The sequence below is a fragment of the Methylobacterium symbioticum genome, assembly GCF_902141845.1.
Classification (GTDB): Bacteria; Pseudomonadota; Alphaproteobacteria; order Rhizobiales; family Beijerinckiaceae; genus Methylobacterium; species Methylobacterium symbioticum.
Window position 1 is genome coordinate 65,049 of record NZ_CABFPH010000005.1, and the last position, 18,454, is coordinate 83,502.

An 18,454-nucleotide genomic window follows, 5' to 3' on the forward strand; every position below is an offset into this window, starting at 1 on the left:
AATTTAATAAACCTGCCGACTTATGGCGGCGGGGTATCTGTGGCTCCCGGTCGAGGCACGGCTCTCGACCGGGACAGTCTCGGGGCCTATACGTCCGTTCTTATCAGGGACAACGATCCATCGAGAGTCACGCCGGCGTCCGGCTGTTGCGGTCATGATCGTGATGAGGGGCTGAGAAGCGAGCGATGCGCCTCGACATCACGACTCTGCTGATCGTGACCTTCGCGTTGACCTTTCTGGTCGGCCTGCTGTTTCTGCTTTCCTGGCGTCAGTCGCGCGACATGCCGGCGCTGCTCGTCTGGGGCATCGCGCATCTGGCAGGGTCGGTCGCGTCGGCCGGTCTCGCCCTGCGGGGGCAGATCCCCGACGCCGTCTCGATCGGGCTCTCAAACACCGTGATGATCGCGGCCTACGGGCTGATCTGGAGCGGTATCCGCAGCTTCGAGGGGCGCGCGTTCCGTCCCGTCGCGACCTTCGCGGGTGCCGCCCTCTGGGTCGTGCTCTGTCTCGTGCCGGCCTTCTACGAGGCGATCGCGGCGCGGATCGTCGTCGCCTCGACCATCGCCGCCATCTATACCGGGCACGGCGCGCTGATGCTCTGGCCTCGCGGACGGGAGCCCCTGCCATCGCGCCGGCCGGCCGCGCTGCTCCTCACCGTCTACGCGGCCTGCTATGCGATCCGCGTCCCGGCCACGCTCCTCGCACCGCCGACCGAACTTCGAAGCCCCCTCGATTCGGCCTGGGTCACCGTGCTGTGCCTGGCCTCGATGCTGTTCACGCTGGTCGTCGCCTTCCTGTTCACGGCGCTGGCCAAGGAACGCGCCGAGCACCGCCAGCGCGTCGCCGCATCGACGGATTCGCTGACCGGCGTCGCCAACCGCCGCGCATTCTTCGGTCGCGCCGAGGCCCTGACGGCGACCGGACGGCCGCTGACTCTGGTCCTGTTCGATCTCGATCACTTCAAGGCGATCAACGACAGCTACGGTCACGGGATCGGCGACACCGTGCTGATCGCGTTCTGTGAGGTCGCGTGCACGCTGCTGCCGCCCGATGCGCTGTTCGGCCGCCTCGGCGGCGAGGAGTTCGGCTGCCTCTTGGTCGCGCGCGAGCCGAAGGCAGTTGTCGCGCAGGTCGAGTGTGTGCGACAGGCCTTCGCCGCCATCAGGGTCGCCGACCTGCCGGACCTGCGCCTCCGCGCAAGCGCGGGCGTCGCGTGCGGATCCGGCATCCGCTTCGACCTCTTGATGCGGCGTGCCGATGCGGCACTCTACGCGGCCAAGCGCGGCGGTCGCGATCGGATCGCGGTGGCAGACGTCGCCTTGAAGGCGGCATGACGAGGCAGTGATGGACGAGGTCGAACGGCTGACGCGACTGGAAATGCGCCTGACCGAATATGACGTGACGATCGAGGACCTCAATCGTGTCGTCACCGAGCAGTGGCGCCTGATCGATCGGCTGACGCGCCAGGTCGCTGCCATGCAGGAGCAGGTGGAGACTCTGACCGAGCGCGCCGGTCCCCGCGCCCCTGAGGTGCCGCCGCATTACTGATCGGGCCAGAAATACCCGCATCCTGTCAGGGAATCTGCCGCGCTATTTCGAGCTTTTTCCTGATGGATGCGCAGGAATTAACGACGCTTCGATAGCCGATCGACAAAATGTCGGCGATGTTTCTGTAGCTATTGCCATCATTGAGCAGAGTATAGATCTGGAGTTCTCGGGCGTTCAGGGCGCTATGCCGCTCTTGATGATGCGTTGCGATTGCCGTCGCCAGATCATGGGGCAGGTAGGGGTGGTTTCGGCGGATGCTGGCGAAGGCTTCCAGGAAATCGCGCACCGGCAGGTCCTTGAACAGGAAGCCGCTGGCCCCGGCCTCCAGGCAGCGCGCCGCGATGACGGGATCGCGATGCATGCTGAGGACGAGGATGCGCGCCTTCGCCTCGAGCGCGCGCATGCGGCGGATCAGCGAGAGACCGGCGAGTCCGTTGCCCGCGAAGGCAAGATCGACCACCGCGACGTCCGGCCGGGTCCGATGAAAGAGCCGGTAGCCCGAGACCGGATCGGCCGCCTCGAACAGGCTCGCCACGCCGGCATCCTCGAGGATCCGCCGGATGCCCTGCCGCACGATCGGGTGATCGTCCACGATCAGCACCCGCGTCTCGGGCGGGATCGCCGTGGCGCCCGTCATGGCCGATCCTGCGCGGTGTAGCGCGCGCGCAGCCGCGCGAGGGCCGCATCCCGAGGCAGGCCGGTGCGGCGAATGGTGATGTAATGCTGGCACAACTCGCCGTAGAGCTGGCGGCGCCCGCTGGCGGCGGCGATCCCGGTCAGGTCGCCGATCAGGGTGGCGGGCGCCTCGGCGGCGCCGATCTCGGCGAGCATCGTCTCGAGCTGCGCCGTCCGGTTGGCGATCATCCGCGGATCCTCGACGAAGCTCTGCCGCGCGGCGGCGAGGTTCGCCTTGAGGCCGCCGAGAGCGGCCGGATCGATGCTCCCGTCGCTGGCCGCCCGTCGGGCGAGCCAGAGCGCCGGGTCGGTCGTGTCGGTCGGGCCGAGCCAATCGGCAGCGTCGGCCGGCCGGTCGCTGCGCGCGGCCACCGTGCCGGGCTCGCGCTCCGGCGCCTCCTCGCCACAACCGGCGAGGAGGACCGTCAAGAGACCGAGCACGGTCCCGCGCCTCACCGTGCGGCTCCACCGGGCTCGGCTGGCAGCGTCAGGGCTGCGCGCGGACCACCCGGAACCGTGCGGCGGGCCACCTCGCGCATCTGCGTGAGATCGATCACCGAGACGTCGTCCGAGAACCAGTTCGCCACGTAGGCGCGCCCCTCCGAGACCGCGATCCCCTCGGGATAGCGGCCCACCGGAATCGTCGCCCGCAGAGCAAGGTCCGCATCGAGGACCGAGACCGAGGCGGATTCCTGGTTCGTCACCAGGATCAGGTCGGCCTGCACCGCCACGCCGTAGGGACTGCGCCCGGCCGGGCGGGTCGCGAGCGCCGTCAGTGCGGCCGTGTCGATCGCCGTCAGGTCGTTGCTGCGGACATTCCCGACATAGAGGCGGCGCTCGTCCGGCGATAAGGCCAGCGCGAAGGGTGCCCGTCCCACGCCGATGCGGGCGAGCCGGGTCATCGTGGCGCCGTCCACGACCGCGACGGAATCGCTCCCGCGCTCGGCCACGAACAGGCGCCCAGCGCGGTCACGCACCAGCCCCGCCGGCTCCGGCCCCAGGGCGATCTCTGCCTCGACGGCCCCGCTCCGCGCATCGATCCGAACGAGCCGGCCGCCCTGCCAATCGCCAACGAACAGCGCGCGCCCATCCTCGGAGACCGCAAGGCCGAAGGGCTGGCCCGCGAAGGGCAGGCGCCGCAGCACGCGGCCGGTGCCAGCCTCCACAGCGCTGATCGCGCGCTGGTCGGGATGCGTCAGGTAGAGCGTCCCGTCAGGCGCGGCCGCGAGGGCGGCGGCCCCGGCCCCCACGGGTGCGGCCTCCGACGGCACATCGACCCGCGTCAGGGCGCCACCATCCTGGCTCGCGACGTAGACCGCTGCTCCCGCTCGGAGAGGCAGGAGGACGAGGACGGCCGCGAGCGCCGGCCGGAGCGAGGCGCGAGCCCGTCTCAAGGCGCCGTCTTCCCCTCGGCCTTCGCCTTCAGGCCCCTGAGCCCGTCGCCGAGATAGCGCTCCATCGCCGCGCGCCCGGCGGCATCGCTCAATTCCTCAGGCGGCTCGTTGCCGGTGTCGCCCCGGTAGAAGCGCCCGGCCCAGGAGACCTTCGAGCCCGCGCCCTCCGGCGTCACCGTGAGCGTGGCGGAATAGGAAGAGACCGGCAGCGCCTTCAGGTCGGGCTCGCTCATCCGGTAGGAATAGGTCATCCCGTCGGCCTTCCACTCGTCGAGCCCTTCATCGAGAGTGCCGCCTCCCTTCAGGGTCACCTTCCGGCTCGCGCCCTCGCCATTGCCGCCGGTCGCCTCGACCTTCGCCACATCCGGATGCCAGGCGCCGATACCGCCGAAATCGCCGACGATCGTCCAGACTGCGGCCGGAGGCGCCGCGATGGTGATGGTCTGCTCGATCTTCTGCGGGGTCGGTCCGTGGGCAAGCGCCGCCGTGGCGGCGACGGCGAACAGGAGTGTCGGAAGCAACGCGGGACGTATCAGGCGCATGCAGTATCTCAAGCCTTTCGGGGAGTCAGGCGTCCGCTCAGGGCGCCGAAGGGGGCGGCCGTGAAGGCCGCGAGCACGAGGAGGAGGGCCGTCGCGCCGAGGAAGGGCCGCAGATCGAACCGGCCCGGCACGGGCCGGGCCGTCGCGGCGGCGCGCAGCGGAGCGTCGAGGGAGGCCGGCCCGTCGAGATGGGCGTAGGCGAGGCCGGTCCGGTTCGCGAGGTCCTTGAGATGATCCTCGCGCACCGAGGACAGATGCTCGCTGCCCTGCGCCGCAGCCGCGCCGAAGGGAGCATTGCGCGGGTTGTAGCCTTCGCGGGATTCGGCATCGGCCGGCGGCGGCCCGAACCGGTTCTCCTGCTGCACCTCGCTCTCGGCATAGAAGCCGATCTCACGGCCACGGTCGCTGAATTTCGGGATCGGCGCGAGCGCGTAGCCGCCCGCCCCGACGATCAAGCCCCGAACCGCCCCGGGCCTGCCCTCGAAGGGTGGGGTCTGCCCGCGTGGCAGCGGAGGAGCCTCCTGCCCGTCCGTAATGAAGACGAGGTCGGTGCCGATCTCGGCCGCCATCTCCACGGCACGGTAGAGGCCGGCGGAGACGCGGCTGTCAGCCTCCCAGGCCATGCGCCAGTCGAGGGCAGCGAGTGCGCCGTCGATGGGGGCGAAGCCGTCGCAGACCTCCACCGGGGCGAAGAGGAGGAACGGGCGGCGCTCCGTGAACAGGCCGAGCGCGAAACGCGATCCACAGGGCAAGCCGGCGAGCAGATGGCGCAGAGCCGCCTTGGCTGCCTCCAGCCGGCTCTGCGGCTGACCGCTTGCGGAATAGTCCCGCACATTCATGCTGCCGGTAATGTCGACGACGGCGAGCACCTGGACGCCATCGCGGGTCAGCGGCAGCGGTGGCACCACGAGAGCCGTGAGCACGAGCAGGATGGCGCCGGCAAGCATCCGGAAACGCCCGTCGCGAAGGTTGCACCGCCAGGGCAGGCGGGTCTTCACGGCGCCCCTCGCGGCTGGCCGGGAATGTCCGTCCAGATCTTTTTCGGTTCCGCCTTCAGCTCGTCGCCGACCTGACGGTCGACCTCGGGGAAGTCGCGGATGAGGCGAGAGGCGACATCGAGATTGAACTTGGCGTCCCAGAAATCCGGCCGGGCCTGGAGGGCGCGCCGATACTCCTGCCGGGCGAGCACGATGAGCGGGCCGGCCGGATCGAGCTGACTGCGCTCGATCAGATCGAGGGCCCGGCGCAGGCGGGCATTGCCGAGTGCGTAGCGGGCACGGGCGAGCAGTGCCGGCGCCGCCCGGGTCTCAAGGGCGGCGACCAGGGGCTCCATCTCCTCGGTGGCGTCGCGATGGGCAAGGTACAGCACGCGCGCGAGGAGGAGTGGGGCCGGGGCGTCGGTCGCCACCGGCCGATCCCGGCCTGCTTCGAGGTCGGCGATCTCCCGGTTCGCCGCCGCGGCCCGCCAGGTCAGCACGGCGCCCGCGAGTGCCCCCGCGAGGAGCAGGACGGGCAGGGCGAGGAGGAGACCCGGCCGGAGGCGGGGCCAGGCGATATGGAAGGTGTCAGCGGGCATGGCGGCCTGCTTCCGAAAAGGCGCGAGCTTCCCCCCTCCCCACCGGCCGGGGAGTGGGGATGCGCGGCCTGTGAAGCGAGTTCGCGGTGAGGCACGTCACGCCGCCATCCTCCGCTCGGATCTACGGGCCGGCGGGGCCGCTCGGCCTTGGGCGAGATCCACTTCCGCCAGCTTGGCGAGGATCAGGAGGGTCAGCCCGAATACGGCGAGCCCGTAGGCCCAGCCCGCGAGGTCGCGCCGTGGGCGGAGCTCGACATAGGGGATGGGATCGCGCTCCAGCCCCTCGATCTCGCGGATCGCAGCGGCGACGGCCTCCGGGCCCTCAGCCTCGAAGGCGCGGTAGGGGACGCCGAGGCTCTTGAAGAACAGGTCGAGATGGCGCTCCGGTGCCGCCTGCGGCGTGTCCTCGCCCGCCGGCCTGTCGGCGATGCCGGGCGAGCCCTTGGTGCGTAGAAACAGCCAGTAGAGATTCGGCCGGATCTTGGCGAAGGCGGCACGTAGGGTCTCCTGCACGCGGGGGTCGATCACCGCCGCCCCGTCCGAGACCAGGAGCAGCACCCGCGACGCATCCCCGGACGCCGCACCGAACTGGCCGAGCGCCAGGGCGAGGCCGCGCGCCACGTTGGTGTAGTCGAGACCCGGCCTGTCGATCGCGGCGATCGCCGCCCGCACCGCCGCGTGCCGGTCGGTCATCGGCAGGACCAGCATCGGCGCCGTCGAGAAGGCGGTGACGGCAAAGAGGTCGTGCGCGCGGCTCCCGACGAAGTCGCCGAGGATGCGGCGCGAAGCGGCGGCCTTCGATTCCTCGGCGCCCGAGGGCTGCCGTCCGGCAAAGGTCTCGTTCATGCTGCCCGAGCGATCGATCAGCATCGAGACTTCGGCCCCGATCCCCGTCCGGGTGATGCGCTCGCCCGTCCGGTAGGGACCGCTGATGCCGATGACGAGCGCCGCCACTGCGAGGCAGCCGGCGGCGCCCAGCGCAGCGGCAAGCCCGCGCGAGAGTGCGTCCGGCGGCGCGGCGGCGAGATCAGCGAACGGGGTGCGACGGCGCGGCGTCGCGGCGAGTGGCAGCAGTGCGAGCGGCAGCAACCAGAGCAGCGTCGGTCGCTCGGCTCCGAACCGGACGAGATCGGCGAGAAGCGCGCTCACGCGGCGCGCTCCGCCACGGCGAGCTGGCGGGCGGTGGCCTCGGCCTCGGCAAGCGGCATCCGGCACCGCGCTTCGGCCACCGCGTTGCCGAAGAAGGCGAGCCGCGAGGCCGCGAAGAAGCGGGCGAGGTTGTCGGCCTGCGGCCGGTAGGCCGGGTGGCGGCCGAGGAAGGCGTCGAGGTCGTCGGCGAGCAGCCGGCTTCCGGCCTTCGCGTCGAGGCCGCGGTGGAGCGCCAGCAGCCCCTCGCGATAGCCGGCCTCGCTGTCCGGCTGCCGGGCGAGGGATCTCAGACGACGGGCCGCCTCGGCAAAGGCGCGGGCCGGGCGCGGCCGGAACGGCCACCAGGCCCGATCGCGGGCGAGCAGCAGCAGGGCGGGAAGCGCGAGGGCCGCCAGCGCCAGCGCCGCGGTGCGAGGCGGAGCGGGGTCCAGGCGGGGGCCTTGGCCGTCGGGCCGGAGGTACTCGGCCGGATCGGCGCGTCGCGCCGGCTGGACCTCGCGGATGGGCGAGACGCCAAGATTCCAGGCCGGCACCTGAATCGGTGCCGTGGTGGCGCCGTGGGTGTCGGCGCTCGTCAGCACGAGCGGAAAGCCCGGAACTTCCAGGGTCCGCGCGTCGATGGCAGCGTAGAAGGTCTGGTAGGTCAGGTGCAGGCGGTGGCGCGTGCCGGCCGTCTCGGTCTCCACGCGTCGCAGGTCCAGCCAGTAGGTCACCGGTCCGGGCTGCGGCAGGGAGGCTGCCTGGATCGTGAAGCCCGGCTCCGTCTCGACCTCGACGATGGCCTCGACGAGGTCACCGAGAAAATATCCGAACGTGCGCGGCACCCGCACCTCGACGGTGCGCGGCTGCGCCGTGGCCGACGCCGCGGCGAGCAGGATCAGCAGGCCGGCAAGCAGCGGGCGCACGCGTCAGCCTCCGAGCAGGTGGCGGCTGAGGGCCGCGGGATCGAAGCGCTCCGCGAGCCGGAACGGGGCGCGGCCGTGCCGGCGGGCGAGGCGGCCGAGCGCGGCGGTGCGCTCCGCTTCGCGCGCAAGCCAGCGCCTCTTCAAGGACGGCCGCATCAGGACGAGGCGTGTCCCCGCACCCTCCAGATCCTCCAGCTCGATCAGGCCCCAGTCCGGCAGCGCCTCCGCCTCCGCCGGATCCGCGAGGAGGACGGGCACGAGGTCGTGGAAGGCGAGCCCCGAAAAGACCTGCTCGAGGAGGGGCGGCGGCCAGCGGAAATCCGAGACGAGGAAGACGAGCTTCGGCCGGCCCGCGATGCGGGCGGCTGCCGCGCGAAGTCCCGCCGCGCTCGCCCCCGCTGGCATCGCCGCGCCGAGGCGGGCCGCGGCCGCCGCGGCGGTGGCCCGGCTGCGCGTCGCCGGCAGGGAGAACTCCTCGCGGATCCCGGAATCGCAGGCGATCAGGCCGAAGCCGTCGCCGATCCGTGTGGCCGAGGCCGCCAGGCTCTCGCAGAAGGCGCCCGCAAGCGCCATCCGGTCGCCGAGGCCGCGGAAGCGCATCGAGGCCGAGAGATCGACCAGCGCCCAGACCTCGACAGCGACGCGCGCCTCGAAGCGGCGGACGTGGATCCCCTCGAACGGATCGCGCAGGGAGGCGCGGAGGTCGAGCCGGCGCGCGTCCGGCAGGCGCAGGAAGGGAACCTGATCCTTGAAGGTGCCGGGGCCGCCGGCATCCCGGCCGCGATGGGCACCGGCATGGTTTCCGCGCGCGCGCCAGCGCGGCAGGTAGATGATGTCGGCGCCCTTGCCCGCCTCCGCGCCTTCGCCGCTCACGGGGCCGGCACCGTCTCGAACAGCGCCCGGCAGAGCGCAGGCACGATCTCGGCGCGGCCCATCTCGTGAATCGGTTCGAGGAAGACGCGGTGGGCCATCACCGGCGCGAAGACGGCGCGGATATCCTCCGGCACCAGCCAGTCCCGCTCCTCGAGCCAGGCGCGGACGCGGGCGGCGCGTACCAGGGCCGCGACGCCGCGGGGTGAGGCGCCGCCCTGGACGAGCCCGGCCATGTCGTCGATGCCGGGAAGCCGGATGCCGGCCGCGTGCGGGCGCACCAACGCCTCCCAGAGCGCGACCACGTAGGTCTCGATCGCCTCGCTCGCCCGCACGCCGTGCTGGATCGCCGCCGCGATGCCGGCGAGCGCCGCCGGATCGAGGATCCCGGTTTCGATCCCCGCCACGAGGCGGTCGGTGTCGTGGAAGCGCGGGTCGAAAGCGAGGGCCCGACGGGTGGCGGCGTCGCGCGGCGCCTCCATGCCGATCTCCATGAGGAAGCGGTCGCGGGCGGCGGCCGGCAGCTCGAAGGTCTCCTCGCGCTCGACCCGGTTGCGGTCGGCGAAGACCTGGAGGAGGGGGAAGCGGTACTCGCGGTTGAAGGCGGTGAGGCTGCGCTCGGCCATCAGGCGCAGGAGCAGGGCGTGCACCTGCGGCCGCGCCCGGTTGATCTCGTTGAAGAAGAAGATCGCGAGGTCTTCGGACGCTGCGAGCACCGGGCCGGGCTCGATGCGCGGGCGTCCGTCCTCGCCGAGATAGGTGTGGTAGACGAGGTCGGTCGGCATCATGTCGACCGTGCCCTCGACGCGCTCATAAGCTCCCCCCATCGCCCGCGCGACGGCGCGCAGCAGGGTGGTCTTGCCGACGCCGACATCGCCCTCCAGCAGGACGTGCCCCCGGGCGAAGACCGCGATCGTGACGAGCCGGATCACCGCCTCCTGGCCGAGCACGGCGCCCGCCAGCGCCGCCTCGAAGCGGCGGGCGGCGGCGCGCCAGTCGGTGAGCATCGCGTCGCCGCGGCGGATGTCGTTCATGATGACCTCCGTGGCGCGCCCGCACAGGGCGGGCGCGCGGCGTCGCACTCAGTTTGCGATCTTGGCGACGTCGTACTCGAACTTGCCGGTCTTCTTGGCGTTCTCGATGCGCTTCTTGTTGCGCTCCTCCATCGCCTTGATCGAATCGGCCTGCTTGTTGAGCTCCTTCGGATCGTGCTTGGGGTCGTACTTCGTGCCGGCGATCTTGTCCGGGAAGCCCGGCTTCGGCTCCCAGCAATTGCCCGGCGCCTTGCACTTGGTGCCGTCATAGGCGAGCGCCGGCCCGGCAAGGACGAGGCTGGCGCCGAGGGCGAGGATCAGGGTGCGCATGCGGTTTCCTCCTTGTGCGTTCTTCTTGCGCGCCGACGGCGCGCGGCTTCCCGTCGGGCCCCTATTCCAGCGGCTTGCACTGGCCCTTGGCGTCCTGCGGGATCTTCTCGCCCTCCTTGTAGGGCGTGTAGGCCTTCTTCTGCTCGTCGTTGAGCCAGACGGCATCGCGGACGGGACCGGTGTAGAGATGCCGGATCCAGGCGATGGTCTGCAGCATCTCGTCCGGCGTCAGGTTCTCGTTGTGCGGGCCCATCATGCCGTTGGCGCCGCCGAAGATGGTCGAGAACAGGCCGACATCTTCGGTATTGGCGGGATAGGTCCAGTAATTGTCGTTCAGGCCGGGGCCGAGCTTGCCCTCCGCCAGATGCCCGTGGCAGCCCGAGCAGGAAGTCGCGAACAGGCTCTCGCCATTGCGCAGGCAGGACTTGTCGTCGATGTAGAGATTCTTGCCCGTCTGGAAGAAGGTCTTCACCGCCTCCGTATCGCGACCGCCTTCCTTACCCTGGCTGGTGTCGAGGGCCTCGCCTGTCACGGTGTTGCGGAAGACGATGCCCGTCTGGGGGCCGCCGCTCGGCTGAGCCACCGCGGCGAGACCGGCGCCGACGACGGAGAGACCGAAGACGGCAGCGAGCGTTTTCTTGGTATTGATCATGCGGTTTTCCGGGTCGCTCTCGCGCGAGGGGATCAGTTCGAAGGGGGGATGGTCGGCACGCCGTCCTGCTTGAGGAGGGCGGCGATCTGGGGTTTGGCCTTCACCAGCGCCGCGTCGAGGGCGTCGCGCAAAGCGGTGTCGTCCCGGCGCACGCCCATCGATTGGTCGAAGCTCTGCCGCATGGGCTGGCCATCGCTGCGCTTGGTGTCGTCGGGCACCGGCGTCATGCGCAGGGGCACGGTGGAATCCCGCACGTAGCGGGCGACATCCGGCGCGAAGGCGACGCCGACATCGGCCTTTCCGGTGGCGACCTCCGAGACCATCCGGGCCGGGTCGATCTGGGTGTACTGGTTGCGCGGCGCGCGGAAGTTCACCAGCGAGTAGAGGTAGGCCATGTCCTCCTCGTAGCGCCCGATATCCTTGAGCATCGCCTCGCCCGGCGTGCCGAAGCCGACCACCATGTGGCCGATCTCCTTGAGGCGCGGATCGGACCAGGACTTGATGTCGAGGTCCTTGTCGGCCCGAGTCAGGAAGACGTAGCCGGCCCGGTAATAGGGCTTGGTGGTGAGGACCCGCGGATCATCGCTGTCGAGGCCGACGACCACGTCGCAGGTCTTCTTGTCGAGCCCGTCGCGGACGAGATAGATCGCGGGCTTGCCCGACCAGACGAAGACGGGCTTCCTCCCCATCGCCTCGGCGACCGCGACGGCGATCTTGTTCTCCAGTCCGGACCCGTCCTTCAGCGAGAGCGGCGGCTGCTCGGCCGCGCAGATCCGCAGGGCATTTGGATCGGCGGGCTGCTCCTTGGCCGGCTGGCGGCCGTCCTGAGCCGCGGGTTCCTGCGCGGCGGCCGGGCCGCCGAGGCTCGCCAGAGCGATCAGGAGGGCGGCCGGGACGGCCGCGCAATGTCGTCCGGTGACGCGCGACATGGCTGGTATTCCGTTTCCTCGGGAATGTTCTGATGCGCGCGGCCGCAGGGCATGGCGTGCCCGGTGTCAGCGTTGTCCGGCGCGTCTCAAGGGTGACCCCGCCGGCCGCCGGCCGGCGGGGTCGAGGATGTGCCTTACTTGCCGGCGTGCTGCTCGTACTCGCCGACATTCGGGTTGTCGTAGGGGCTCTTGCCGTCGAGCGAGAACACCACCACGCCGCCGCCCATCTGGGTGTAGTTGGCGAGCTTCTTGAAGGCGCCCACCGCACCGAGGCCCGCCGTCGGGTCGGCGAGGTCGAACACGAGGCCCACGCCCGGCCAGCCGCCGACGCCGTAGTAGATGGCGACGTACTGCGTGCCCTTGTGGCTGTAGGTGATCGGGTAGCCGATCGCGCCCGACGGCAGCTTGAACTTCCAGAGGAGGTCGCCGTTGTCGGAGTCGCGCGCCTTGATGAAGCCGTCGAGGGTTCCGTAGAGCACCACGTTGCCCGCCGTGGCCGTGGTGCCGCCCCAGACCGCGAAGCGCTCCATCTTCTCCCAGTTGAACTTGCCGGTGATCGCGTTGTAGCTCTTGATCTGGCCAAGTCCCTCGTAGTTCTGCCGGTCACCCTTCGGGCCCGGATACATGTTCAGCGTCGCGCCGACGAAGAACTGACCCGCCCGGTAGGGCAGCATGAAGGGCTCCCAATCCATGCAGATGTGGTTGATGCCCATGAAGAAGGCCTGACGCTTCGGATCGTACGAATCGTGGCCCTGGTTGTGGTAGCCCATCGCCGAGGGGCAGATGTCCTTGGCGAGGTGGTCCATCCGGGTGCCGTATTCCGGATCACGCACCGGCTGGCCGCTCTTCAGATCGACCGACTTGAAGACGTTGACGGTGTCGTCGATCTTGTTCGCCGAGACCAGAGAGCCGTCCGTCCGGTCCAGCGTGTAGACGATGCCGTTGCGGTCGGGATGGGTGAGGAGCTTCCTCATTTTCCCGTCCTTGTCCTTCTGATCGGACAGCATCATCACGTTGACGCCGGCGTAGTCCCACTCGTCGTGGGGCGTCTTCTGGTAGCCGAACTTGGCCTCACCCGTGTCGGCGTCGCGGCCGAAGATGGTCATCGTCCACTTGTTGTCGCCGGGACGCATGGTCTCGTTCCATGGTGCCGGGTTGCCGGTGCCGAAGTAGATCAGGTTCGTGCCCGGGTCGTAGGCGTACCAGCCCCAGTTGGTGCCGCCGCCGATCTTCCAGGCATCGCCCTCCCAGGTCGCGGTGCCGAGGCCCTTCTGGCCGTAATGGGCATTCCGGATGTTGAAGTCGTCGGCGAGGAGCAGGTCCTTGTCGGGCCCGGTGGCATAGGCGCGCCACTTCTGCTCGCCGGTCTTCACATCGTAGGCAGTCAGATAGCCGCGCACGCCGAGCTCGGCGCCCGAGGAGCCGATGATCACCTTGTCCTTCACCACGTAGGGAGCGATCGTGAGCGTCGAACCCACCTTGATGTCGGAGTTCTCGACCTTCCACACCGTCTCGCCGGTCTCGGCGTTCAGCGCCGCGACGTTGCCGTCGAGCTGGGTCTTCAGGATCAGCGCCGGGGTCTTGCCGTCACCCGGCCAGTAGGCGAGGCCGCGGTTCACGAGATCGCAGCAGGCCACGGCGCGCGCGGCCGGGTTCTGCTTCGGCTTGTCCTGCCAGAGGATCTTGCCCGGATCGTCGAGGTCGAGGGCGAAGGTGTTGTTCGGGAAGGAGGTGTGAATGTACATCTTGTTGCCCACGACCAGCGGGGCGCCCTCGTGGCCGTTGAGCAGGCCGGTCGAGAAGGTCCAAGACACCTTGAGGTTCTTGACGTTGTCCTTGTTGATCTGAGTCAACTCGCTGTAATTGTTCGAGTCGTAGTTCTTGCCGGGCATGACCCAGTTGTCTTCGCTCTTCGACATCTCGACGAGCTTGTCGTTGGCCTGGGCGCCCGTGCCGACCGCAAGCGGCGCGAGGGCCATCACGGCGAGCATCGAGACCGAATTCAGAAGCCTACTCATGTGCGTCTCCTTGCCGTCTCGTTCCGTCTCTCGACCGGGCGGTCACGCGGAACCTTAAGCGTCGGAAGCCTGAAGCAGTCTCGGCAGCAATCCGAGCCCTGTGTGATATATAAGAAAAGAACCGCTAGTTCTTGTCTTATGAGACACTTATTACCGCCTCAGTCCCCAGTATTTCTAGAACCAACGGCCGGTCGATGTCTTTAGGGCATCGGTCATTTTTCACCGGGAATATCCGGCAATTCGAGTGAGTACTTTGCGCATCCGCATCGGGGGCCTTGACCCCGGCGGGGCCGGTGGCGCAACACAGTGCGAACGGTGGGCGTGGATGCGCCGCGCCGCATCGCGGGGGCGAAACGATGTGGGCAGAGCGCGCGCGCGGGCCGGCGTCCTGGTGCGGGATCGGTCTCGCGGCGCTCGGCCTCCTCGCGCCCCCCGATCGGCTGATGCCGACCCCAGCCGAGGCGAAGGCGCGCACCCGTGAGGCCGCGCTCTATCCCCGGGACGGGCGACACGAGATGAGCGGCGACGATCACCGGCGCTTCCCCGGAGCGGGCGTGCTCTGGTGCCGGCGGCCGGACGGCGTGCCGCAGAAGGCCGCTGCGGCCTGGCTCGTCGGCGTGCCGGACCTCGTGGTGCTCAACGCCCACAACTTCCGCGACCGCCGCCTCGCCGTCACCAGACCGGTCACGGATTGCTATTTCCAGATAGACGGCCGGAACTACACCTTCATCGCGTCCTCCCTGAGACTCGGCACGGCACCGGGATCGCAGAGCCTGCACATCACCGACGACTGGGCGCTCCTGCGCCTCGACGGCCCGGTCGAGAACGCGCGTCCCCAGCCCGTCCCGGAGCCGCCCGACCTCCCGACCGGGCCGGCGGCCCTGCCGGTCACGATGGTGTCGCCCGCAGGCCACGAGAACTACCGGGGCGCGAGCAGCCTCGAATCCTGCACGATCCGGCAGATCGACAGTCCGAGCGAGGACGCCATTCGCCGTGTCCGGCACGATTGCAACGACGGCTATGGCGGGTCCGGGTCGGGCCTCTTCGATGAGAGCGGCCGGCTCGTTGCGTTGCAGAGCGCCTCGCTCTCGATGAATTCCCGGCGTCCCTTTGATGCGGAGTTCCATTACGGCTCCGCCCTGCTGTTCGAGGGCGAGCTGCTCACTGCGATCCGGGCCGCGGTGTCGCGCTGAGTGGCCAGACGTCGAAGCCCCTTATCGGCGGATCGCCGGGCTGAGTGAGGCCGCCCGCGTCCCGTCCGCGCATCGCGTCCCGAACGTCTGAGAGGCCGCTCGGATGGATCTCGAGCCTGCATCCATGCGCATGCTCATGCCGGAATGGCCTTGGAGCGCTCTCCGCCGAAGTGGATGCCGGTTCGGCGAAAGAGAGCGCATCAAAGCAGGAGCGTAGAGCCATTCCCGGTTGCAACGTGATCGGGACCGGCTCCAGCGACGCGTCCCGTCGGCACCCGCATCCCGGCCGGTTCCGGAGCGGCGCCCCACCTACCGCCGTCGTGGGATCGACCCGTTCCGCCCATCAAGACGTTGTGAGCTGTGGGGTAAAACCTGACAGCCCTGACAAAAGCCCGACGGTGCGCGCGCGCCGCTCCGGTAGCTCAGGTATTAATTTTGCCTTAACCAATGAGCCAGCGCGGTTAACAACGAGCCGATACAGCCAGACTACCTGTAATCGCGCAGGGAGTGACAAGAATAATGGCAGGGCCCGCATGCTGCCTCCGGCACTGTGCGGGCTGATTCGTGACCATGAGCCACCACGACGCGCTTCAGCGCCGGGGCTTCGTGCAAGCGTCGGCAGGTGACCAGGAGGCTTCCTTGCTCAGAAAACTGTCCGCGCAGACTTCTCCCTCCGACGCTCCCGTTTCCCGGCTCCAGACCTTTCCCGCGCTCGATACCTCCCACGCGTTGCGGGCCAAGCGCGTGTTCGACATCACGGTCGCCGCCACCGCCATCGTCCTCCTCGGCGTGCTGATCCTGATGATCGCCCTCGCGATCCTGGTGATGCAGGGCCGCCCGATCCTGATCCGCCACCCGCGCATCGGCCGCGGCGGCGTGCCCTTTCCCTGCTTCAAGTTCCGCACCATGGTGAAGGATGCCGATGCTGCCCTGAGCCGCCACCTCGCAGCCGACCCGGCCGCGATGCTGGAGTGGAAGGCGACCCACAAGCTCAAGGACGATCCGCGGGTGACTCCCCTCGGTCGCATCCTGCGCCAGACCAGCCTCGACGAGATGCCGCAACTCCTGAACATCCTGCGGGGGGAGATGAGCCTCGTCGGGCCCCGGCCGATCGTCGCGGCTGAGATCCCGCGCTACGGCGGCGGCATCGTCGAGTACAAGTCCGTGCGGCCCGGTCTCACCGGCCTGTGGCAGTGCAGCGGGCGCAACGACGTGAGCTACGAGCACCGCGTGCTGCTCGACCGAGAATACGTGCGCACTTGGTCGCTCGGCGGCGACATCCGGATCATGCTCAAGACCGTGCCCGCGGTGCTGAATTCCCGGGGTGTCTACTGACCGGCAGGCGCGGCGGACCTGCAAGGTCCGGCCCTCCTGAGCGTCGAGCCCCGTTCTCCCCGGCAGCGACGGCGCCCGAGGCGCCGGGGAGCGCTGCCCGGGATCCGTCACCCATCCCGGCAGGTGCAGTATGCTTCAGGCGAACACGGCGCGCGTCCCGGCCCCGCAGGAAGAGCGGGCGACCAGCAGGGAGCTGAGCCTGCGCAGCCTGCGGACGGCCCTGCGGCGTTCCGTCACGACGATCGGCGTCACGGTCGTCGTCTGTCTCGCCGCGGCGGCCCTGTTCTGCTGGCTCAGCGTGCCGACCTACGTCTCGACGGTCCAGCTCCTGATCGAGCCGCAGAAGCAGCAGCAACTGCTCTGGTTCGAGCCCGGCATGCTCGACCTGACCCTCGACAACGCGCAGGTGGAGAGCCAGGTCGAGCTGCTCCGCTCCGAGCGGCTCGCCGCCGACGTGGTGGCCGGCCTGAATCTCCAGCAGGATCCCGAATTCGTCCCGCGGGACGCACCGGCCAAGGACGAGGGCAAGGCGGAGACCCGGGGCGAGACGAAGACCGAGGGCGCTGCCGATCTCGGCGCCGACCCGGCCGCCGAGTCGACGCGGCGCCTGCGCACCACCGTCGCGGCGCTCGGAAAGCGGGTCGGCGTGCGCCGCGTCGGCCAATCCTACGTGATCGAGGTCTCCGCCTGGGCCTACCGGCCGGATCTCGCCGCCGCGATCGCCAATACCTATGCCGACGCCTATCTGCGCGATCAGTACTCGGCCAAATCGAACTCGGCGCGTCAGGGCGTCGACTGGCTGCGTGCCCGCATCGTCGAATTGCGCGGCACGCTGAACGAGGCCGCCCGCGCGGTCGAGACCTTCAAGACCCGCAACGATCTCGTCACCGCCGGCGACAGCCTGCTGATCGAGCAGCAGCTCAGCGAGATGAACAGCCAGCTCGTCACGGCGCGGGCCCAGACGATGCAGGCGGCGGCGCGGCTGGAGCGCGTCGGGGTCGTCGGGCGAGAGGCGGCCGGCAGCGCCGCCGTCGGTGAGGCCCTCAACAACCCCGTCATCACCAACCTGCGCCAGCGCCAGCAGGACGCAGTGCAGCGTGAGGCGGAGCTGCGTGAGCGCTACGGGCCCGACCACGAGGCCGTCGTCACCGCCCACCGCGAAGTCGTGCAGATCGAGGCCGAGGTCGCGACCGAGATGAAGCGCATCGGCCAGACCTATCTCAGCGACTACGAGGTGGCGCGCGGGCGCGAGCGCGCCCTGAAGGCGGAGCTGCGCACCCTGATCGGGGAGATCGAGCAGCGCCGCCAGGCCAAGGTCACCCTGTCGGAGCTCGAGGCCCAGGCCGAGAGCTACCGCAAGATGTACCAGAACCTGCTCGAGAAGCTCACCGAGACCGCGCAGAAGGAGACGCTGCCGGTCTCCAGCGCCCGGATCGTCACCAAAGCCATGGTGCCGCTCGATCGGAGCAGCCCACGGACCAAGCTCATCCTCGCGCTCGGCGGCGCCTTCGGCCTGCTCGGCGGGCTGATGATCGCTGCAGCGCGCAGCCATCTCGACCGCAGCGTGCGCGACCCGGCCGATCTCGAGGGCGAGGCCGGCATCGAGTGCCTCGGCATGATCCCCCTCGTGAAGGGCGCGGGCCCGGGCCCCCTCGGCTTCGAGGTGATCGAGCGGCCCTTCTCGGCCTTCAGCCGGGCGCTGCGCGGCGTGAAGATCCGCATCGACACAGCCTGCGAGGGACGCGTCACCCAGACCGTGGGCGTGGCCTCGATCGCGACGGGCGAGGGCAAGAGCAGCGTCGCGCTGAACCTCGCCGCGCTCTACGCGCAGGCCAATTGCCGCACGCTGCTGATCGATGCCGACTTCCTCGACGCCGCCCTGACCCGCGTCCACGCTCCCGCGGCGGCGGCCGGGTTCCTCGAGATGCTGCGCGAGGGCCGGGACATGACGCGTCCGACCGGGGTGCAGAACCTCGCCCTGCTCCCGCTCGTGACCAAGGACCGCCTGCCGAATTCGAGCGACGTCCTCGGCTCGCGGCAGATGCACGCCCTGCTGGCTGAGCTTGCCGCCTCCTACGACGTGGTGGTCCTCGACCTGACCGCCATGCGCGAGGCGATGGATGTGCGCGCCGTCTGCCGGCTCCTCGACGGGCTCGTCCTGGTGACGGCCTGGGGCGAGACCGAGGCCGGCGCGCTGGCGGAGGCCGCCGCCTCGATCGACGGGGCCCAGGCCCACCTCTTCGGGGCGATCCTCAACAAGGCCCGCGACCTCGCCGCGGTCTCGCGCTCGATCTGAGGGGATCT

General features: G+C 69.8%; 19 protein-coding genes. 5 read left to right on the forward strand and 14 right to left on the reverse strand.

The features are described from left to right. Window positions 1-185 precede the first annotated feature (185 nt). Window positions 186-1,334 (forward strand): GGDEF domain-containing protein, encoded by a 1,149-nt coding sequence (locus tag MET9862_RS03365; RefSeq protein WP_142581696.1) that lies wholly within the window; start codon window positions 186-188, stop codon window positions 1,332-1,334. 10 nt (window positions 1,335-1,344) lie between these two features. Further along, complete coding sequence (locus MET9862_RS03370) at window positions 1,345-1,548, forward strand: SlyX family protein (RefSeq protein ID WP_142581697.1); 204 nt, start codon at window positions 1,345-1,347, stop codon at window positions 1,546-1,548. A 25-nt stretch (window positions 1,549-1,573) separates the two neighbouring features. Here the strand turns inward: MET9862_RS03370 and MET9862_RS03375 are convergent, their stop codons facing one another. The 14 genes from MET9862_RS03375 to MET9862_RS03440 all read right to left on the reverse strand — a co-directional run bounded on the left by MET9862_RS03375 (window position 1,574) and on the right by MET9862_RS03440 (window position 13,622). Continuing rightward, window positions 1,574-2,185, reverse strand: coding sequence for a response regulator transcription factor (locus tag MET9862_RS03375; protein ID WP_142581698.1), 612 nt, complete (start codon window positions 2,183-2,185; stop codon window positions 1,574-1,576). Next, window positions 2,182-2,679 carry a hypothetical protein gene (locus MET9862_RS03380; RefSeq protein ID WP_142581699.1) on the reverse strand — a complete coding sequence of 166 codons (498 nt, stop codon included), beginning with the start codon at window positions 2,677-2,679 and terminating at the stop codon, window positions 2,182-2,184. The genes MET9862_RS03375 and MET9862_RS03380 overlap by 4 nt, the downstream gene beginning before the upstream one ends. After that, window positions 2,676-3,617: a YncE family protein gene (locus MET9862_RS03385; RefSeq protein ID WP_142581700.1), complete on the reverse strand. Its 942-nt coding sequence runs from the start codon at window positions 3,615-3,617 to the stop codon at window positions 2,676-2,678. Before MET9862_RS03385 ends, MET9862_RS03380 begins: the two co-directional genes overlap by 4 nt. After that, the gene (locus MET9862_RS03390) at window positions 3,614-4,159 is read right to left on the reverse strand and encodes an SRPBCC family protein (RefSeq protein ID WP_142581701.1); all 546 of its coding nucleotides are present in this window, start codon (window positions 4,157-4,159) and stop codon (window positions 3,614-3,616) included. The genes MET9862_RS03385 and MET9862_RS03390 overlap by 4 nt, the downstream gene beginning before the upstream one ends. 8 nt (window positions 4,160-4,167) lie before the next feature. Further along, complete coding sequence (locus tag MET9862_RS03395; RefSeq protein WP_142581752.1) at window positions 4,168-5,106, reverse strand: vWA domain-containing protein; 939 nt, start codon at window positions 5,104-5,106, stop codon at window positions 4,168-4,170. A 47-nt stretch (window positions 5,107-5,153) separates the two neighbouring features. Then, window positions 5,154-5,735 (reverse strand): MxaK protein, encoded by a 582-nt coding sequence (locus tag MET9862_RS03400; RefSeq protein ID WP_142581702.1) that lies wholly within the window; start codon window positions 5,733-5,735, stop codon window positions 5,154-5,156. A gap of 96 nt (window positions 5,736-5,831) precedes the next feature. Further along, entirely contained in the window at window positions 5,832-6,884 is a 1,053-nt protein-coding gene (locus MET9862_RS03405) for a vWA domain-containing protein (protein ID WP_142581703.1), read from the reverse strand. Then, window positions 6,881-7,789, reverse strand: a complete 909-nt coding sequence (locus MET9862_RS03410; RefSeq protein WP_142581704.1) for a nonribosomal peptide synthetase MxaA — start codon at window positions 7,787-7,789, stop codon at window positions 6,881-6,883. Before MET9862_RS03410 ends, MET9862_RS03405 begins: the two co-directional genes overlap by 4 nt. A gap of 3 nt (window positions 7,790-7,792) precedes the next feature. After that, a complete protein-coding gene (locus MET9862_RS03415) occupies window positions 7,793-8,662 on the reverse strand; it encodes a DUF58 domain-containing protein (protein ID WP_142581705.1) in 870 nt (289 codons plus the stop codon). Further along, a complete protein-coding gene (locus tag MET9862_RS03420; protein WP_142581706.1) occupies window positions 8,659-9,693 on the reverse strand; it encodes an AAA family ATPase in 1,035 nt (344 codons plus the stop codon). The genes MET9862_RS03415 and MET9862_RS03420 overlap by 4 nt, the downstream gene beginning before the upstream one ends. A gap of 48 nt (window positions 9,694-9,741) precedes the next feature. After that, window positions 9,742-10,023 carry a methanol dehydrogenase [cytochrome c] subunit gene (locus MET9862_RS03425; protein WP_142581707.1) on the reverse strand — a complete coding sequence of 94 codons (282 nt, stop codon included), beginning with the start codon at window positions 10,021-10,023 and terminating at the stop codon, window positions 9,742-9,744. 61 nt (window positions 10,024-10,084) lie between these two features. Then, entirely contained in the window at window positions 10,085-10,675 is a 591-nt protein-coding gene (gene moxG, locus MET9862_RS03430) for a cytochrome c(L), periplasmic (RefSeq protein ID WP_142581708.1), read from the reverse strand. Between the two features lie 32 nt (window positions 10,676-10,707). Then, a complete protein-coding gene (gene moxJ, locus MET9862_RS03435) occupies window positions 10,708-11,604 on the reverse strand; it encodes a methanol oxidation system protein MoxJ (protein WP_142581709.1) in 897 nt (298 codons plus the stop codon). A 134-nt stretch (window positions 11,605-11,738) separates the two neighbouring features. After that, window positions 11,739-13,622: a methanol/ethanol family PQQ-dependent dehydrogenase gene (locus MET9862_RS03440; RefSeq protein ID WP_142581710.1), complete on the reverse strand. Its 1,884-nt coding sequence runs from the start codon at window positions 13,620-13,622 to the stop codon at window positions 11,739-11,741. 356 nt (window positions 13,623-13,978) lie between these two features. On the opposite strand from MET9862_RS03440, the gene MET9862_RS03445 reads away from it, so the two are divergent. The 3 genes from MET9862_RS03445 (at window position 13,979) to MET9862_RS03455 (ending at window position 18,446) form a co-directional block, all read left to right on the forward strand. After that, a complete protein-coding gene (locus MET9862_RS03445; RefSeq protein ID WP_142581711.1) occupies window positions 13,979-14,815 on the forward strand; it encodes a trypsin-like serine peptidase in 837 nt (278 codons plus the stop codon). 639 nt (window positions 14,816-15,454) lie between these two features. After that, complete coding sequence (locus MET9862_RS03450; protein WP_306438890.1) at window positions 15,455-16,150, forward strand: sugar transferase; 696 nt, start codon at window positions 15,455-15,457, stop codon at window positions 16,148-16,150. Window positions 16,151-16,280: 130 nt separating this feature from the next. After that, the gene (locus MET9862_RS03455) at window positions 16,281-18,446 is read left to right on the forward strand and encodes a GumC family protein (protein WP_142581713.1); all 2,166 of its coding nucleotides are present in this window, start codon (window positions 16,281-16,283) and stop codon (window positions 18,444-18,446) included. Window positions 18,447-18,454 lie beyond the last annotated feature (8 nt).

What these genes read in the sequence shown, in the direction of transcription:
- MET9862_RS03370 (WP_142581697.1), top strand. Translation starts at nt 1,345, where the DNA reads ATGGACGAGGTCGAACGGCTGACGCGACTGGAAATGCGCCTGACCGAA.
- MET9862_RS03365 (WP_142581696.1), top strand. Translation starts at nt 186, where the DNA reads ATGCGCCTCGACATCACGACTCTGCTGATCGTGACCTTCGCGTTGACC.
- MET9862_RS03425 (WP_142581707.1), bottom strand. Translation starts at nt 10,023, where the DNA reads ATGCGCACCCTGATCCTCGCCCTCGGCGCCAGCCTCGTCCTTGCCGGG.
- MET9862_RS03375 (WP_142581698.1), bottom strand. Translation starts at nt 2,185, where the DNA reads ATGACGGGCGCCACGGCGATCCCGCCCGAGACGCGGGTGCTGATCGTG.
- MET9862_RS03440 (WP_142581710.1), bottom strand. Translation starts at nt 13,622, where the DNA reads ATGAGTAGGCTTCTGAATTCGGTCTCGATGCTCGCCGTGATGGCCCTC.
- MET9862_RS03445 (WP_142581711.1), top strand. Translation starts at nt 13,979, where the DNA reads ATGTGGGCAGAGCGCGCGCGCGGGCCGGCGTCCTGGTGCGGGATCGGT.
- MET9862_RS03455 (WP_142581713.1), top strand. Translation starts at nt 16,281, where the DNA reads ATGCTTCAGGCGAACACGGCGCGCGTCCCGGCCCCGCAGGAAGAGCGG.
- MET9862_RS03400 (WP_142581702.1), bottom strand. Translation starts at nt 5,735, where the DNA reads ATGCCCGCTGACACCTTCCATATCGCCTGGCCCCGCCTCCGGCCGGGT.
- MET9862_RS03395 (WP_142581752.1), bottom strand. Translation starts at nt 5,106, where the DNA reads ATGCTTGCCGGCGCCATCCTGCTCGTGCTCACGGCTCTCGTGGTGCCA.
- MET9862_RS03420 (WP_142581706.1), bottom strand. Translation starts at nt 9,693, where the DNA reads ATGAACGACATCCGCCGCGGCGACGCGATGCTCACCGACTGGCGCGCC.
- moxG (WP_142581708.1), bottom strand. Translation starts at nt 10,675, where the DNA reads ATGATCAATACCAAGAAAACGCTCGCTGCCGTCTTCGGTCTCTCCGTC.
- moxJ (WP_142581709.1), bottom strand. Translation starts at nt 11,604, where the DNA reads ATGTCGCGCGTCACCGGACGACATTGCGCGGCCGTCCCGGCCGCCCTC.
- MET9862_RS03390 (WP_142581701.1), bottom strand. Translation starts at nt 4,159, where the DNA reads ATGCGCCTGATACGTCCCGCGTTGCTTCCGACACTCCTGTTCGCCGTC.